The 17015-nt window shown below is 41.6% G+C and carries 13 protein-coding genes and 1 tRNA gene; 5 read left to right on the forward strand and 9 right to left on the reverse strand.

Going from position 1 to position 17015, the window contains the following annotated elements; genetic code table 11:
- Position 1 precedes the first annotated feature (1 nt).
- The 6 genes from ftsY to rpmF all read right to left on the reverse strand — a co-directional run bounded on the left by ftsY (position 2) and on the right by rpmF (position 6939).
- On the reverse strand, positions 2–916 hold the full coding sequence (ftsY, locus tag G603_RS0109645; RefSeq protein WP_026494801.1) for a signal recognition particle-docking protein FtsY: 915 nt from the start codon (positions 914–916) through the stop codon (positions 2–4).
- Positions 916–4473 carry a chromosome segregation protein SMC gene (gene smc, locus G603_RS0109650; protein WP_026670104.1) on the reverse strand — a complete coding sequence of 1186 codons (3558 nt, stop codon included), beginning with the start codon at positions 4471–4473 and terminating at the stop codon, positions 916–918. The genes ftsY and smc overlap by 1 nt, the downstream gene beginning before the upstream one ends.
- A 1-nt stretch (position 4474) precedes the next feature.
- Positions 4475–5167 (reverse strand): ribonuclease III, encoded by a 693-nt coding sequence (rnc, locus tag G603_RS0109655; protein ID WP_026525755.1) that lies wholly within the window; start codon positions 5165–5167, stop codon positions 4475–4477.
- A 70-nt stretch (positions 5168–5237) separates the two neighbouring features.
- Complete coding sequence (gene acpP, locus G603_RS0109660) at positions 5238–5474, reverse strand: acyl carrier protein (RefSeq protein WP_026525756.1); 237 nt, start codon at positions 5472–5474, stop codon at positions 5238–5240.
- Between the two features lie 130 nt (positions 5475–5604).
- Positions 5605–6615, reverse strand: a complete 1011-nt coding sequence (plsX, locus tag G603_RS0109665; protein ID WP_026525757.1) for a phosphate acyltransferase PlsX — start codon at positions 6613–6615, stop codon at positions 5605–5607.
- A gap of 141 nt (positions 6616–6756) precedes the next feature.
- Complete coding sequence (gene rpmF, locus G603_RS0109670; RefSeq protein ID WP_026490935.1) at positions 6757–6939, reverse strand: 50S ribosomal protein L32; 183 nt, start codon at positions 6937–6939, stop codon at positions 6757–6759.
- A 157-nt stretch (positions 6940–7096) separates the two neighbouring features.
- Here rpmF and G603_RS0109675 point away from each other — a divergent pair, with 157 nt between their 5' ends.
- Entirely contained in the window at positions 7097–7951 is an 855-nt protein-coding gene (locus G603_RS0109675) for an AraC family transcriptional regulator (RefSeq protein WP_026670105.1), read from the forward strand.
- 84 nt (positions 7952–8035) lie between these two features.
- On the opposite strand, the gene G603_RS0109680 is transcribed toward G603_RS0109675, so the two are convergent.
- The gene (locus G603_RS0109680; RefSeq protein ID WP_026670106.1) at positions 8036–9232 is read right to left on the reverse strand and encodes an acetate/propionate family kinase; all 1197 of its coding nucleotides are present in this window, start codon (positions 9230–9232) and stop codon (positions 8036–8038) included.
- A gap of 126 nt (positions 9233–9358) precedes the next feature.
- Here G603_RS0109680 and G603_RS0109685 point away from each other — a divergent pair, with 126 nt between their 5' ends.
- Positions 9359–10615 (forward strand): nucleotidyltransferase, encoded by a 1257-nt coding sequence (locus tag G603_RS0109685; RefSeq protein WP_026670107.1) that lies wholly within the window; start codon positions 9359–9361, stop codon positions 10613–10615.
- Here the strand turns inward: G603_RS0109685 and G603_RS21505 are convergent.
- Complete coding sequence (locus tag G603_RS21505; RefSeq protein WP_026670108.1) at positions 10602–12518, reverse strand: putative bifunctional diguanylate cyclase/phosphodiesterase; 1917 nt, start codon at positions 12516–12518, stop codon at positions 10602–10604. The genes G603_RS0109685 and G603_RS21505 overlap by 14 nt on opposite strands.
- Positions 12519–12786: 268 nt before the next feature.
- Here G603_RS21505 and G603_RS0109695 point away from each other — a divergent pair, with 268 nt between their 5' ends.
- Both G603_RS0109695 and G603_RS22600 read left to right on the forward strand, forming a co-directional pair.
- The gene (locus G603_RS0109695) at positions 12787–14898 is read left to right on the forward strand and encodes a Crp/Fnr family transcriptional regulator (RefSeq protein ID WP_026670109.1); all 2112 of its coding nucleotides are present in this window, start codon (positions 12787–12789) and stop codon (positions 14896–14898) included.
- A gap of 56 nt (positions 14899–14954) precedes the next feature.
- Entirely contained in the window at positions 14955–15131 is a 177-nt protein-coding gene (locus G603_RS22600) for a DUF6472 family protein (RefSeq protein ID WP_196808061.1), read from the forward strand.
- Between the two features lie 94 nt (positions 15132–15225).
- Here G603_RS22600 and mscL read toward each other — a convergent pair whose 3' ends face one another.
- Positions 15226–15711: a large conductance mechanosensitive channel protein MscL gene (gene mscL / locus G603_RS0109705; RefSeq protein ID WP_051207695.1), complete on the reverse strand. Its 486-nt coding sequence runs from the start codon at positions 15709–15711 to the stop codon at positions 15226–15228.
- A 112-nt stretch (positions 15712–15823) separates the two neighbouring features.
- Between mscL and G603_RS0109710 the strand changes: the two genes are divergently transcribed.
- Positions 15824–15894: transfer RNA gene (locus tag G603_RS0109710), tRNA-Gly, on the forward strand.
- Positions 15895–17015: the final 1121 nt, after the last annotated feature.

Genomic DNA, 17015 nt, shown 5'->3' on the forward strand with positions numbered 1-17015 from the left:
ATTAACTAAAAAGTGCATCCACAAACTGATCAGATTCAAATCTTTCAAGGTCATCAAGACCTTCACCTACTCCGATATATTTAACCGGAATATTAAGCTCTGATACGATAGCTACTGCAATACCGCCCTTGGCAGTTCCGTCAAGCTTGGTAAGAACGATACCTGTAAGATCAGCTACCTCTCCAAACTCTCTGGCCTGTGAAATGGCATTCTGGCCTGTAGTTCCATCAAGAACAATGAAGTTCTCGCGTCTTACACCGGGAAGCTCCTTATCAAGAATTCTGTTCATCTTGGAAAGTTCTTCCATAAGATTCTTCTTGTTGTGAAGTCTTCCGGCAGTATCAATCATCAAAATATCAATATCTTTTGAACGGAATGAAGATACCGCATCATAAATAACACTTGCGGGATCTGCACCTTCTTTTCCTGCAACAAGCGGAACTTCGGCTCTGTTTGTCCACTCCCTAAGCTGTTCTGTAGCTCCTGCTCTGTATGTATCCGCTGCAGCCACAAGAACCTTTTTGCCTTTTTTCCTGAAATGGGCAGCAAGCTTACCAACTGATGTTGTCTTACCAACACCGTTAACACCTATTACAAAGATAACCGTCTTCTGATTCTCAAATTCATAAGCGTTCTCTTTGGTACGCATCTGCTCGCGGATGTTCTCTATGAGAAGCTCCTTACACTCAGCAGTATCAGTGATATGTCTGTCTCTGACCTGTTCTCTGAGCTTGTCCATAATTCGGCTTGTGGCATTGATTCCAATGTCGCCCATTATGAGAGTCTCTTCAAGCTCTTCGTAGAAATCCTCATCGACACTTGAGAAGTTGCTAAGAACATTGTTTATACCCTTAACCACACCTTCTTTGGTCTTAGTGAGTCCATCCTGTAGTTTTGCAAAAAAACCGCCTGCCATTAATCCGTAAGCTCCTTATCAATCAAATTAACACTAACAAGAGTAGATACACCCTTCTCCTGCATTGTAATACCATAAAGTCTGTCAGCACTTTCCATTGTACCACGCCTGTGTGTGATGACAATAAACTGCGTGGATTTAAGTTTATGAAGATAATGTGCAAAACGAACAACGTTGTTCTCATCAAGTGCCGCTTCAATCTCATCAAGTAGACAGAAGGGTGAAGGCTTAAGGTTCTGAATTGCAAAAAGAAGTGCAATCGCAGCAAGGGCCTTCTCACCACCGGAAAGCTGCATCATATTAACAAGCTTCTTGCCCGGGGGCTGAGCGTTGATTCTGATACCTGCTTCAAGGATATCCTCATCCTCAACAAGCTCAAGAGTACCTTTACCGCCTCCGAACATCTCCTTGAATACCTTATCGAACTCTGTCTGTATCTTCTGGAACTGATCGATGAACTGCTTTCTCATGGACTCATCGAGCTCAGTGATGATCTCGCGAAGCTGCTCCTCAGCTGCAATAAGATCGTCATGCTGCGTCTTCATGAAGGTGTAACGCTCCATGAGTACTCTGTAATCCTCGATAGCATTAACGTTTACATCGCCAAGCTTTCTGATAGCATCCTTAAGTAAAGAAATCTTTCTCTTCATCGCAGGCATGTCTGTCATGGTCTCATTGCGCATGGATGCTGCATCTGTAAGAGTTATCTCATACTCATCCCACATATAGTTGATCTGAGTCTCGATTGCTTCCTTACTTCTCTCGCATCTTGCAGTAAGTCTTGTAACTTCCTTATCAAGACCGTTGATAGTCTGATTCAGTTCCTCAGTCATCTTGAAGAAGTTTTTCTGAGATGCGGTAAGTTCTTCCTTCTTTGCTCTCTTTTCTTCAAGTGCTTTACTTACATCAGTCTGAACATCTTTAGAGCTCTCGATTGTGAGCTTAATCTCTTCGATGTCCTTTTTACGCTGTTCTAAAATCTCGTTATTCTGTTTGATGGATGCAATTATTTCATCAAGAGCATCCTGCTCTGTCTTGATCTCGCCTTCGATACGATCAAGATTCTGCTTTTCGAAGGTCTCCTTCTGAAGAATCTTCTCATATTCAATATCCCAGGCGGATACATTCTCAGATTCCTTCTCTTCCTCTTCGTGAAGAGCTTCTAACCTGGTCTGGAATTCAGATACCTTTGCAGACTGCTCTGCTTCAGTTTTCTCAGACTGTTCAAGAGCTGCCTTGGAATCCTCGCGCTCCTTCTGGATATCCAGCATCTGCTGCTCGATGGACTCGCTCTCAGCCTTAAGGTCTGAGTAGTTGCCCTTTTGCTGAGCCTGGCGCTCCTTCTCATTTTCAACATTTATACGTGCAGTATTCTGCTCGATAAACTTGGTCTGCAGAGCTGTTCTAAGTTCCTCAACAGTTACGCGAAGTTCGTTTCTGTGCTTCTTGGTATCCTCAATCTCCTTCTGGAAAAGAGCGATGTTTTCTTTGTGCTTCTTAACATCAGCTTCAAGCTCATCCATCTCTCTTCGTCTTCCGAGAAGATTGGAATTATTCCTGAAAGTACCACCACTGATGGCACCGCCGGGAACAAGAAGTTCTCCTTCAAGAGTAACCATACGAATAGTGTACTTATATTTTCTTGCGATTAAAACAGCGTTATCAACTGTATCTACAACCACAATTCTTCCAAGCATTGCCTTGGCAACACTTCTGTATTTATCCTCGGTATCAACCAGCTCATCTGCCATACCAAGAACGCCCTTTTCATTAAGAGCTTCCTGAGCCTTAAACTCCTGAGGATCACGGATACTTGTAAGAGGAAGGAATGTTGCACGTCCTGCCTTGGACTTCTTAAGGAAAGCAATCATTTCCTTAGCTGTCTCTTCATCATCCGTTACAATATTCTGAATATTACCGCCAAGGGCAATCTCAATAGCTGTCTCATATTTGGGCTGAGTCTTAATGATATCGGCAACAACACCGATGATTCCAGGGGTGTCTGCCTTGTGCTCCATAACCTTCTTAACACTGCCGCCGTAGCCTTCATATCTCTCTGTAAGATTACTCAGTGCATCCAGCTTGGACTTAGCCTGGGTGTAAAGATTCTGCTCATCACGGAGCTTTGCATCCTTCTGTGAAAGCTTATCCCTTATTCCTGCCAGTTCATTCTCAGAATCTTTCTGTTTCTGATTCATGGTTCTGATCTCATCTGTGATCTGCTCGAACTGTGCATTCAGCTTCTGGATAATCTCTTCCTGTGCAGATTCATCGGAACGGGCCTTTACGAGTTTACCTGTAAGCTCAGCTTTTCTGATATTGATCTGCTCCTGTCTGGTATCAAGGGAACTGATACGTGACTTAATGGTAGATCTCTCGGACAAGGTCTCGATAATCTTGCTCTTGCAATTCTCAACCTCAGTATTTATCTCATTTATCTGAGTCATTATGCCATCGAGCTTCTCTCTGGCTTTTGCTCTGTCTCCTGAGAGGACTTCAAGCTCTTTATCAATAACCTCTTTCTCGGCAAGGACTTTATCTCTTTCCTTCTCCTTCTCAGCTATCTTCGCTTCTTCGTCCTTTTTACGTCTCTCGAAATGCTCAGAGTCATTGGTTGCAGAACGAATCTGCTCATTCATGATACCAATCTGACCTTCGAGCTTTTCTCTCTTAACGGAGGTATCTGTGATCTTGGCTCTTGCCTCTTCGATTTCATGATCAAGAGTCTCGATCTCCTCCTGAATTCCCTCGTACTCAGCCTTGGTATCCTCGTATTTCTCCTGAGCTTCTGTAAGCTGCTTGGATGCAACCTCCAGATTCTCCTCGGACTCAGCAAGGTTCTTCTTCTGAGCTTCGTTTTCAAGAAGGAACATATTCACATCAAGGCTTTTGAGCTCTTCCTTGTGCTTCAAATAAACCTTGGCAACCTCAGACTGTTTCTCTAAAGGCTCAACCTGTTTCTCAAGCTCGGATAAAATATCATTTACACGGGTAAGGTTCTGCTTCTCCTGTTCAAGCTTCTTGATTGCGGTATCTTTTCTTGATTTAAACTTAACGATACCTGCAGCTTCATCAAAAAGATTACGTCTATCCTCGGGCTTACTTGAAAGGATCTGATCGATCTGACCCTGTCCGATTATGGAATAGCCCTCTTTACCGATACCTGTATCATAAAAAAGCTCATTTACATCTTTGAGCCTGCAGGTATTACCATTTATCATATATTCACTCTCTCCGGACCTGTAAAGGCGTCTGGAGACAGTTACTTCATCATATTCAATAGGAAGCGCATGATCTGAATTATCAAGCGTAATTGCGACATATGCATAGCCCAGAGGCTTTCTAAGCTCTGTTCCTGCAAAAATAACATCCGTCATAGTGCCGCCACGGAGCTGCTTAATACGCTGTTCACCGAGAACCCATCTCACTGCATCAGCGACATTACTCTTACCTGATCCGTTCGGTCCAACTATGCCGGATATTCCATTGTGAAATTCAAGTTTTATTTTATTTGCGAATGACTTAAAGCCGTGAATTTCAATGCTTTTTAAATACATATTACTTTTCTTTTAGTTTCAGGATAGCCTGATAAGCCGCCTTCTGTTCAGCTGCCTTCTTGGTCTTTCCTGACCCCTCTCCCAATTTGATACTGCCCACGTAAACGGCAGACTCGAATATTTTATCATGCTCGGGACCTTTTTCGCCACAAATTTCATAACGAAGTTCTCCCTTGTCGTCCTTCTGTACCATTTCCTGAAGAACTGACTTGCTGTCATAAAATATCTTTTTATCCTCCGGGTTGTCGAGGATATATTTCTCTATATGCTTCTTGGCTGCATCAAGTCCGCTGTCAAGATAGATAGCGCCGATCAAAGCCTCCATAACATCAGCGATGATGGATTCTCTGTGACGTCCGCCTGTGGCCTCTTCACCTTTTCCAAGGAAGATGTATTTATCAAGCTCTATTTCCTGTGCACAATAAGAAAGCGCAGGCTCACATACCATGGATGCGCGAAGCTTGGTCATCTCTCCTTCTTTTTTGTCGGGATATTTCTCATACAGATAATGACTGGATACTAACTCAAGAACAGCATCGCCCAAAAACTCGATTCTCTCGTAGTCCTTGCGCTTATTGATCTTCTGTTCGTTAGCATAAGAGCTATGGGTAAGAGCCTGTAGAAGAAGGTTCCTATCCTTAAATTTGTAGCCTATTTTATTTTCAAGTTCGGTAAGTTCCTGCTCCCCTATCATAAACAACTCCCACTTTTTTCTAAAATTCGAGTAGGGAAGATTAAATCACACCCTACTCGCTTTATTTATCTTAGGCCTCGTTTCTAGCCTTCTTAAGAAGCTCTACTGCCTCGCCTACTGTTGTGATCTTCTCAGCAAGCTCTGCATCGATCTTCACATCAAACTCATCCTCAATACCCATGATGATCTGGAAAACATCAAGTGAATCAGCTCCAAGATCGTCTGTAAATGTAGACTCAAGAGTGATCTCACCCTCATCAACATTAAGTACATCAGCAATAACTTTCTTTAACTTTTCGAATTCCATATTATTGGTCCATCCTTTGCAAAATTTCTTATTTATTACAAGTAATTGTAGTAACAAAAACTATAATACCATTTAATTAGCCTTACAAGTATTTTCTGTAGTATGCGCTAAAAGCCTGATCCCAAGCGCTTTATTCTTCTGAAGATATAGCCTGCTGAATCTTCTCAGCAATATTCTGCTCTTTAAAGGTTACGCACTGAAGAATGCTGTTCTTAACCTCGATAGCCTTGGCGCTTCCGTGAGTCTTAACAACAAGTCCTGAAAGTCCAAGCATAGGAGCTCCGCCGTATTTCTCTGTGTCATAATCCTTAAGAACCGATTTGAGTGTGGGCTTTATTAAAAGTCCGCCGATCTTGGCTCTAAGGTTACTCATAAGACCATCCTTAACAACCTTAAGAAGAGTCTTGGCAACACCTTCATACATCTTCAGGATAACATTACCTGTAAATGCCTCGCAAACTATAACATCAGCTGCACCTGAAGGAATATCCCTGGCCTCAACGGAACCGATAAAGTTGATATCAGGACAATTCTTAAGAAGGGGGAAGGTCTCCTTTACAAGAGCATTACCCTTCTCTTCCTCTGCACCTATATTAACGATTCCAACTCTGGGATTGGATATGCCGCATACATTCTGCATATATACAGAGCCCATCTTTGCAAACTGTACAAGGTGTGAAGGTCTTGCATCTACATTTGCACCGCAGTCGATAAGAAGTGATACACCCTTCTCAGTAGGAATAAGGGGAGCAAGAGGTGATCTCTCAACACCCTTAAGTCTGCCTACGATTACCTGACCGCCTACCAGCGTGGCACCGGTACTTCCTGCGGAAACATAGGCATCTGCCTCACCATGCTTAACCATAAACATGGCTTTTACTATAGAAGAGTCCTTCTTGGTACGAATTGCAAGTACCGGAGGCTCTGCCATCTCAATAACTTCCTCAGCATTTACGACTTCGAGTCTCTCCTTGTCGTATGTATATTTAGAAAGTTCTTCATTAACCAGTTGTTCTTTACCAACAAGAAAGATTTTCAATCTGTCGGACTCAGCAAGTGCATCGACAGCTCCCTTAACGATCTCCCCGGGCGCGTTATCTCCGCCCATTGCATCAACTGCAACTCTTACAAGTTCAGCCATTTCAACCTCCCGAAACATAATATTCAACTATATTATTCTATAATACAAGCGTGGCTAAAACAAGCCAAAAAGGGTAATAAAAAGGGTATAAAAAAACTCGGATCTCATAACGAAATCCGAGTTTTTATATCTCATTTACAATCAATCCTCGTTTGCTACAACGCTCTTCTTGTTGTAGTAGCCACATTTCTTGCAAACCTTGTGAGGCTGCATAAGTGCGCCACAGTGGCTGCACTTAACCAGTGTGGGAGCAGTCATTTTCCAGTTTGCTCTTCTCTGGTCTCTGTGACCCTTGGAAGACTTATTCTTCGGGCAGATAGACATTCGGTAACACCTCCTTACAGCGTTCATATCATGAACCATAACAAATGGTCATTTGCATTAGTCAACACACTTATGCTATTATATGCGTTGAATTCGTGATTGTCAACGATTTTTTTAACTTATATGAATTACATGCACAACGGAGCACTATAAGCACATGAAAGAACTCAATTCCTGCAAAGAAGCAATGCTTAGCAGTATCGAAAATAAATACTTCTCTATCGCCCATCTTTATAAAGATGAAAAAGCTATGGAAATGCACATTCACGATTGCTACGAGGTTTATTTTTCCATTTCAGGCGGCAAACAGTTTCTTATTGATAATAAAGTCTACGATATAAATCCCGGGGATCTTTTCTTAATTAATCAGTATGATTCCCATTATCTTAGTCAAATTGATAAAGAGCTTCATGAACGTATTGTAATAATGATACATCCCGATTTCATGAAAAAGATCTCAAGTGAAGAAACTGACCTTGATTACTGCTTCCACAGTAAGGATCACGGATTCGCTCATAAGCTCAGTCTGACCCAGGAGCAGCAGAATCGTTTTCTTTTCTTTGTAAATAAGATTCTGTCAAATAACGGCTATGGCCGCGATCTTGTTGAAAGGTCAGCATTTACCGAGCTCTTTGTGATGATCAACAGCATAATTCATAATGCTAACAACGATACTATTATATCAGGTACCTACAACGATCAGGTAGATGCAATTTTATCCTATATAAATAAGAACATTAACTCTCCCATAAGCATCGCTAAGCTCTCCAAGGAATTCTACATAAGCGAAAGCTATATTTGCAGAATTTTTAAGAGCACAACAGGAACCACCATCAATAAGTACATGACGGCGAGAAGAATCAGTATCGCCAAGGCTCTGCTGGCTGAAGGATACGGTGTCAGCGAAGTTTGTGAGAAGTCAGGGTTTGTGGATTACAGTAACTTCCTGAAGGCATTTACCAAGTCCGTGGGAATATCTCCTAAAAAGTACTCCCAGAACTGTAATAAATAATTATTTGTCAGTAAAAAATACGGCAACTGTCGGTTATAAGACAGCTGCCGTTTTTCTTTTATTTTATATCGATGCTAACAAGAATTACTTTGAGCAAAGCTCGTTTGTATCTCTGGCAATTGCAAGCTCTTCGTTTGTAGGAACAACAAGAACCTTAACCTTGGAATCAGGTGTTGATACAACCTTCTCCTTACCGTGAACTTCATTTGCTTCCTTATCAAGGATAACACCAAGGAAACCAAGTCTCTGGCAGATGATATCTCTTACGAGAGGTCCATTCTCACCTACGCCTGCTGTGAAGCAGATGCAATCTACTCCATCCATAGCTGCTGCGTATGCGCCAACATACTTAGCTACTCTGTAGCAGAAAGTATTGATAGCTCTGATGCAACCCTCATCTCCTTTAAAGTAGCCGTCCTCAAGATCTCTGAAATCAGAAGATACATCACCTGAAAGGCCAAGAACACCTGACTTTTTATTGAGAAGATTCTCAGCTTCTGCTACGTTAATGCCCTCTTTTTTCATGATGAACTCTACTACTGAAGGATCGATGTCACCACTTCTGGTTCCCATGATAAGACCTTCAAGAGGAGTAAGACCCATTGATGTATCTACGCATTTTCCGTTCTTTACAGCTGAAACTGAAGCTCCGTTACCAAGGTGGCAAACGATAGTCTTAAGCTCACTGTAGTCCTTACCAAGCATCTCTGCAGCCTTCTTACTTACATAAGAATGGCTTGTGCCGTGGAAGCCGTATCTGCGGATCTTATATTTTTCATAAAGTGTATAAGGAATTCCGTAAAGGAATGCTTCCTCAGGCATAGTCTGATGGAAAGCTGTATCGAATACTGCAACCATAGGTACTCCGGGCATTGCGCTTTGGCATGCTCTGATACCAATGAGGTTAGCAGGATTGTGAAGAGGCGCAAGGTCACTTACTTCCTCGATAGCCTTGATAACATCCTCATCGATGATAACTGACTTAGTGAATTTCTCACCGCCATGAACGATACGATGTCCAACTGCGCCGATCTCATCAAGAGACTTAATAACACCTGTCTGAGGATCTGTAAGTGCCTCGATAACAAGAGTGATTGCGCGGTTGTGATCCGGAATAGCTGTATCCTTTGTAATCTTATCGCCATCACCGGGAGTAAAGCTAATTCTACCGTCGATGCCGATTCTCTCACAAAGACCTTTGCCGATCACTTTTTCTGAGTCTGAATCGATGAGCTGAAACTTAAGTGATGAGCTTCCGCAATTGATAACTAAAATCTTCATTATTACCTCCATGTCCATATATATTTATGGTTATTGTTTTAACTTGTGTTTTAATATTGTAGCACACTATAATGAATAAGTTAAAAGCATTTACTTATTAAATTATAAAAATATACGGGAATTTTTATGAAAGTACTGGGAATAATCGCTGAATATAATCCGTTCCACAACGGCCATGAATATGCGATTCAAAAACTAAAGAAAAAGACAGGCTCCGATTATGTGGTTATCGTCATGAGCGGCGATTACACTCAAAGGGGCTGCCCTGCCATTTTTGATAAGATGCTTAGGACAAAAATGGCTCTTTCTTGCGGCGCCGACCTTGTTCTTGAACTGCCCGTATATTACAGCACAGGAAGTGCCGAGTACTTTGCAGGCGGAGCTGTTTCTATATTAAACGGACTTGGCTGCGTTGATTTTCTTGGCTTTGGATCTGAATCAGATGACATCGAAGGAATGTCCAAGGTTGCCAAAATACTTGCAAATGAACCTGCTGAGCTTAGCGATAAAATAAAGGAATATGTAAAAGCAGGCGAAAGCTATGCCGCTGCCAGAAGCAAAGCCTTGTCAGAAATCACAGGACTTGATGGCGATTCTTTTTCCATGCCTAACGATATTCTTGGCACAGAATACATCAAGGCTCTTTTCCTGCAAAATAGCTCTATTACTCCTGTTTCAATAAAAAGGGAAGGTGCAGGCTACCACGATTCTGTTGCAGAAGGGACGTTATCTTCTGCCGAATCAATAAGGGCTTTTCTAGAGGGAAAGGATTATTATCTCTCCTCTGATGAAGTGGCTGACAGCCCTGTGCTTTCACAAAATGTCCCGGGAGAAGTTTATTCAATTATTGAGGACTGCCTAAAAAACAGTAATAAGTCCATCATGACAATTGATGATTTTTCTAAGCTTCTTCACTACAAACTTATCATGCATAAAAATGAAGGATATACCGCTTTTGCAGATGTTAGCAGCGACCTTTCAGATAAGATTGTGGCAAATCTTAGAAGCTATAGAAAAATCTCTGACTTTACCATGCTTCTTAAGAGCAAGGACATCGCTTATACCAGAATAAGCCGTGCTCTTTTGCATATACTTCTTGACATAAAGGCAGAAAACCTCGCTGAATATGCCGGTGACAAGACTTCTTTTACTTCCTACGCAAGAATTCTGGGGCTAAATAAGAATGCCTCTCCGCTCCTAAAAAAAATACAGGAATGCTTTCGCATCCCTGTTATTTCAAGACTTGCTGATTCAGTTAAAATACTTGATGATATGCAGCTGAGGCTCCTTAATGAAACCGTCCGCGCATCCAATGTATATGATCTTATACTTGGCAAAACAGATATCAATGAGTATTCAAAATCTGTAATCACCCTGCAGTAACCTGATCCGGGAATATTTCTGATGGCATAGGCTTTGCGAAATAGTAGCCCTGAATCATCTCGCAGCGAAGCTTTCTGATATAGTCATACTGCTCCTGAGTCTCAACACCTTCAACAACTATCTCAAGGCCAAGTCTCTTTGCCATCTGAACCACAGACTCAAGTACTATCATTCCCTTTTCACTGTTCTCAATATTTCTAAGGAAATACATATCGATCTTAACTACATCAATTGGCATATCCTTGAACATATTCAGGTTTGAATATCCACTTCCAAAGTCGTCCATCATGATCACAAATCCGGCGTCATGAAGTTTTGTAAGAGTACTGATGATATTTCCTATATTTTCACTAAAGGCGCTCTCTGTAAGCTCTATCTTGATGAGACTGTGATCAAGTTCATACTTATCTACAATCGCAATAATATCCTCTACTATTCCCGCATGATCCACATCTACTCTTGAGAAATTCACAGATACAGGAACCACATCGATTCCAAGATCCGTCCAGTCTCTTAGCATTTTGCAGACATCTTCAAGGACATAAAGATCAAGCTCTGTTACAAAACCGTTCTTTTCAAGAATGGGAATAAAGTCCGATGGATTGATCATCTGATTCTTGGAATCTATCCACCTTACAAGAGCTTCTGCGCTGACTCTTTCTCTCGTCATGGTGTTGCATACGGGCTGCAGATATACCTTGAACTCACGCTCCAAAATGGCATTTCTGACCTTCTGCTCGACAGCTTTTCTGTGCTCATCTTCTTTTCTGATATCCTCATCATAGAAAGCCACATTGGTCTTGAAATTACCTGATACCCACTTAAGGGCATAGCCCGCATGATCAAGCATACTGTCGATATCGTTGTCTCCCTCTTCAATCCTGTAACCACCTGCATAGAAGGATACCGCATAATCAAGGCCTGTAAGCGGATTCTGAATAAAGTCCTGTATACTGGCCTTCGCCATGGTATTTATCGTTACTTCTTCATCTGTCAAAATAGCAAAGGTATCGCCGCCTATTCGCCCGCATACAGCTTTATGTTTTGCTTCATCGGCAGCCTTTTTTACATTTTCAGCGAGCAAAAGAAGGACCTTATCTCCGTTCTCCATACCTGTTCGCTCATTCAGCTCCTGCATGTGGTAAATCTGGATTTTTATCATGCTGTAGCCTGTCATATCCTGCTTATGCATAAGCTCATCGCAGGCTCTGACAAATCCAACCTTGTTATTAAGACCCGTAAGGTCATCTATTGTTACGTCAATGAAGCAGAACACTACAACCAGCAGTGCCACGCTAAGGGCCAGTACCAGGCCGGTTATTGATGTCTCCGGGAACAAAATCTGATACACGATATTGAATATGGTGACGCAGAACAATGTTACAAGCATTCGCAGCCTTATTACGCCAAGATATCTCTTATGTTTTATGGCGCAATCAGCAACCATGATCGCAACAAAAAAGTAATAGAACAGCACTACATAACTGCCAATACCCTGCGTATATTCCATTGTTTCTTTATCAAGTCTGAAGAAGAAATCAAAGAAAATATTACCGAATACTGATAAGAACAGCATGGAATATAGTGGAATTCTTAGAATCAGCGGATTATATTTTTCTCCGCATATCTCAAAGAAATACAGTGCTCCTCTGTATGGAAACATTGACAGCACAACAAAATATAATATAAGCAAAAAGTATGTAACGAACCAGGTTGCGGGATTTTGCATCTTAAGAAATAGGATTGTTGCAAAATCCAGAACATTATATGCAATCGAAAGCATAATTAATAACTTCAGATACTTACTGAAGTTTTTCATAAGCTTGGGTCTTATCCACGCACATATTAAGCTGGTAAGTATAACCATTATTCCGGCTATATCAAAATGATTCGAATAAACCATCCTTAACCTCTGCAACCCCAGTGATCGTAATATGTCAATTAATAAAAAAATACAGGGTCAAAAAGAGACTCCCGCAAAAAACGTATCTCTCCTCCCTGTTTCTTATTATCATAATATTCTTATTTTCAATAAGTTTCAATCCATTTTGTGTAATTACGATAATTTTTTATTTAATTTGAATAGTGTTTACTAAACTTTAATGAATTGTATTCGCAAAATCATTTATAATATTTATAACTATACAATTTCGATAATAGAGGGGATTCATATGGGGCTCGTTAATCTTAAGGCAAATGAGATTATTCACAGAAAAGGCGATAAAGTCGAGACAATTGAAATTGTTGTAAAAGGAAAAGTCTCCGTAGCAATTGACGGTGAAGCGATAACTGTCGAGGTAGGAGGCATACTTGGCGCTGCCGAGCATCCGGGAAAAACTTATGCCTTTAGCTACACCTCTCTGGAGGAGTCTGCTGTTTTTTCATATCCCTACTCCTCTCAGGATGATCTATACAAAATTGTCAGCTCCAATCCAAAAATATCTCCAATCCTGGCTGCACAGACTATCAAAATAATCGTTGCATCCATAGACAAATACAATGAAGACTATGAGAAAATCTGCGCCGAATGCGAGCAGATAAAACAGGATGCCCTGGAATACCCTGTCATGGCTGTTTCCGTAGGTCAGGAGGTTGAACATTTCCCTGAAATAGAGAATGTAAAGCCTCCGGAAAAGGTAAGCGCACTGTCTGAATGGCAGGAAAGCTTTTACAGAACCATGGCTTCCAAGGAAGATATCCTGAAAAAGTATTGCTATGGCTTATCCCCTGAAATTGCAAACGGTATAATACTCTACTCCATACAGGCCCTTACTTATAATGCTGCATGCAGGACAGAGCTTGCTGAGTTCTATGAAAATATGAACAAACAGATCTCACGCTTTAAGTCCACTATGCAGCTTGTGAGAGCTAAAGCAAATGACATGAAGCGAAACGGCACCGAGGGACAGGCTAATGACATTGACATCAAGGATGCCCTTAACACTATCCTTCAATATGCAGATGCCGACGAGAAAGCTACAGCCAATTTCAAAGAAATCATCACTGAATTTAAAGCAACACCCGGAAGATACGATTCTTCCGATGAGAGCAGAGCCCTCAGAAGAAAGGTTTCTCAGGATTATTATACGATCTACACATCTGCTTTCCTCAGGAGTCTGAGAGATCCTATGATTCCTTCTGAAGTAATGATGTTCCTTATGTTCGGCTTTGTGGATGAGGAACTTGCAGGTCTTGAAAACACAAGGCAGCTTTACGTCCTTATGAAAACCTACAAACCCGATCCCGAGGGTCAGGTCATGACATGCTATGAATGGCTTAAGAAAGTCTACAACATGGAGCGTGAACCCTCAAGAAATGAGTTCGATGAAGACTATTTCACTGCCCTTCGTACCCTGAAAACCAGCGGTGATATAAACGAAGCGCAGATGGAAGAAATGAAAATAGATCCTCTTGAAAGGCTCAAATTCGAGGTCAAGAATCTCCTTGCCCTTGGTAACAGAATGAGCTTTGGACGTCCTTCCATGTACGTTCCTGTTTTTGATGCAGAGAATGTAACAAGAGCACTGGATGCCACATACATCGATTATAAAAAGATACATGATTTCTATGATTACATCCGCTCCGTTGATTATTCTGTTTTCTGCAGAGGCGGTCTGTATTCCAATGTTGAAATAAATGTACCCCAGGTTCTGCTTAATGAAGACGTAACTCCCATTATGATCCTTATGCCAAATGTGGGAAGCCGCGCCGCTGTGTGGCAGGAAATTGAGGGTAAAAAAAGAAACACTCCCGCAAGACTTATAATTTCCATCTTTAACACTGAGACACTTGATGATATTCTAATAAGGTTGTGTGGCGAGTTCCGCTGGGAGATGTGTAAAACCGAGCAGGGCGTTCATTGGAATGATGTAACTGATCCTTCTCTTACATCCATGTACTGCGACTACCTGCAGTTCTACAAGAAAAACCACTCTCTTTCAACCGATATGAAGGAGAAATTAAAGACGCAGCTTCAGAAATTCAACAACAATTACAAGAATGTATTTGTCAGCGATTACATAAGCTATATTAAGTTTGAAGCTAACGCATCACCAAGACTTAACAAGATTGCCAGAGAGATTCTCTTCACCTTCTGCCCCTTCTCCAGGGAGCTTCGTGAAAAGATGGCCGACAATCCTCAATACGGCGAGTTGATAAAGAAGTTTACTGCACACAATGCCGGCCTTGCAAGGCCTCTTACCAACATTATGAAGAGGCTCCAGAATGAAGGCATTGAGATCCCGGAAGAAATGAAAACACAATACGAATTCTTTAAGAAATAACCGGATTGCGCTGCATTTTGCTAATAGCGCAAACAGAATCAGAGAGGAACAAATTTATGCAAATGCACTGTGATGACTGCACCTATTACGAATACGACGAAGATGATGAAACCTACTACTGCGGTGTCAACATGGATGAGGACGATTACGCCAAGCTCATGAACAACTCGCGAAGCGAATGTCCATACTATAGAAATAATAATGAGTATGAAGTAGTAAAGCATCAAATGTAATAATCTATACATCTATAGTAAGCGCATAAAGCATTTTCTGCTTACCATAGTCAAGACGCTAAATGAGCCCCGGAAATTCCGGGGCTCTTATTTTTTACTTAAGATCAGATGTGCAGCAAGGGCACTTGGTTGCTTCGATATTGATCTCACTCTTGCAGTGAGGGCAAATCTTGGTTGTAGGTGCTGCTTCCTCTTCTTCCTTCTTAACGCGATCACTGAGCTTATTCAGTGACTTAACGATACAGAAGATAACCAGAGCCATTAACAGGAAATTGATGATAGCTGTGATGAATACACCATAATTAAGTGTTGCTGCTCCTGCTTCCTGAGCTGCTGCAAGTGTGCTGTAGCTTGATCCATCAAGAGAAACAAACCAGTTCGAGAAATCAATGCCACCTGTGATCATACTGATAATCGGCATAATGATATCATTTACAAGAGAGTTGATGATTCCCTGGAATGCTCCACCGATGATAACGCCGACTGCCAGATCCATGACATTGCCACGCATGATGAACTCACGGAACTCGTTAGCGAATCCCTTACCTTTTTCTACTGCTTTTGCCTTATCTACTGCCATAACACTACCTCCCAACAAAATATTTTAAAATAAATATTAATTGTTCATAACACTTGAAATTATAGCACAATTTGGCTATTATTAAATAGTTGTTTGAACAATTATTATAGGTGCAGGACTAGTACATCGGTAGTATGTCAGCTTCCCAAGCTGAAGAGGCGGGTTCGACTCCCGTGTTCTGCTTAGCCTCAAAGTCGCATGGTTATGCGGGTTTGGGGATTTTATTTTATTATGAGTTTCAATAGTAGGGTCGCGCCTCTATTTTTATCGATTTGGCCATTTTCTCTGCGCGGTACTCCCTCGGAATCATGTTCGATTGGGCTCTACGCCTCTATTTTAAGTGTTTTTGCAAATTTCTCTGCGCAAAATCCATGTAAATAGCCCTTCAGAAAAATTCTACGCCTCTATTTCTAATGATATCGCCTTTTCCTCTGCGTGAGAGTCCCTCTTCAAGCTATTCAAGAACACTTTCGCGCCTCTATTTTAGCGATATTCGCATTTTCCTCTGCGCAGAAAGGCTTCGGCATACTTTCCATAATTTTGCTGCGCCTCTATTTTGGACGAAATGGGCATTTTCTCTGCGCAGCCTGTCTTTATCTTTCTCTAAATCAACTTCCTGCTCTTCTGAGCGCTGATTACACCTCATTTACCGCTAAATCAGTGCGCAGACTGGCTTTTTACCTTTCTCAAATCCACCTTCCGGCTTCTCTGAGCACTGATTACACCTCATTCACTGCTAAATCAGTGCGCACTGCAGCTTTCTACCATTCTCAAAACCTTTCCCAAGCTTCTCTGAGCACTGATTACACCTTATTTACCGCTAAATCAGTGCGCAGAGCAGCTTTCTGGCATTTTCAGCACCATTCTCAAGCTCTCTGTACACTGATTTTCCATCATTTCCCACTAAAAATCTTGAAGAGCGTTTTGGGACGATAGAGAAAGCCCCTCATGCAGTCGTTTTGAGTCTCTATATCTGAGTGATGATTAGTCTTATGCACATGAGCATTAGAATAATCTCACGATGATAACGAGAATCAAAAAGGCTACATGAGGGGCGAATCAATCGGCAAAACGCCTTCATCGCCAATCGAGTAGGAGGCTACCCCTCAAGTGAGTAGCCGACCTCACACACCACCCGGCATACCGTTCGGTACCAAGGCGGTTCCTTTAGTTTTCAACAGACTTTCAGATAATAGTCAAGCATGGACGTATATCCGAGCTTGGCTATTATTTTATTTGTAAGCGCAATGGAAAGCATCTGTGCCGCTCTCCAAGTGCCTTTTCTTGTATTGGCAAGCTTATGC

This window comes from Butyrivibrio sp. AE3006, from assembly GCF_000424165.1.
Classification (GTDB): domain Bacteria; phylum Bacillota; class Clostridia; order Lachnospirales; family Lachnospiraceae; genus Butyrivibrio.

What these genes read in the sequence shown, in the direction of transcription:
- ftsY (WP_026494801.1), bottom strand. Translation starts at nt 916, where the DNA reads ATGGCAGGCGGTTTTTTTGCAAAACTACAGGATGGACTCACTAAGACC.
- smc (WP_026670104.1), bottom strand. Translation starts at nt 4,473, where the DNA reads ATGTATTTAAAAAGCATTGAAATTCACGGCTTTAAGTCATTCGCAAAT.
- rnc (WP_026525755.1), bottom strand. Translation starts at nt 5,167, where the DNA reads ATGATAGGGGAGCAGGAACTTACCGAACTTGAAAATAAAATAGGCTAC.
- acpP (WP_026525756.1), bottom strand. Translation starts at nt 5,474, where the DNA reads ATGGAATTCGAAAAGTTAAAGAAAGTTATTGCTGATGTACTTAATGTT.
- plsX (WP_026525757.1), bottom strand. Translation starts at nt 6,615, where the DNA reads ATGGCTGAACTTGTAAGAGTTGCAGTTGATGCAATGGGCGGAGATAAC.
- rpmF (WP_026490935.1), bottom strand. Translation starts at nt 6,939, where the DNA reads ATGTCTATCTGCCCGAAGAATAAGTCTTCCAAGGGTCACAGAGACCAG.
- G603_RS0109675 (WP_026670105.1), top strand. Translation starts at nt 7,097, where the DNA reads ATGAAAGAACTCAATTCCTGCAAAGAAGCAATGCTTAGCAGTATCGAA.
- G603_RS0109680 (WP_026670106.1), bottom strand. Translation starts at nt 9,232, where the DNA reads ATGAAGATTTTAGTTATCAATTGCGGAAGCTCATCACTTAAGTTTCAG.
- G603_RS0109685 (WP_026670107.1), top strand. Translation starts at nt 9,359, where the DNA reads ATGAAAGTACTGGGAATAATCGCTGAATATAATCCGTTCCACAACGGC.
- G603_RS21505 (WP_026670108.1), bottom strand. Translation starts at nt 12,518, where the DNA reads ATGGTTTATTCGAATCATTTTGATATAGCCGGAATAATGGTTATACTT.
- G603_RS0109695 (WP_026670109.1), top strand. Translation starts at nt 12,787, where the DNA reads ATGGGGCTCGTTAATCTTAAGGCAAATGAGATTATTCACAGAAAAGGC.
- G603_RS22600 (WP_196808061.1), top strand. Translation starts at nt 14,955, where the DNA reads ATGCAAATGCACTGTGATGACTGCACCTATTACGAATACGACGAAGAT.
- mscL (WP_051207695.1), bottom strand. Translation starts at nt 15,711, where the DNA reads ATGGCAGTAGATAAGGCAAAAGCAGTAGAAAAAGGTAAGGGATTCGCT.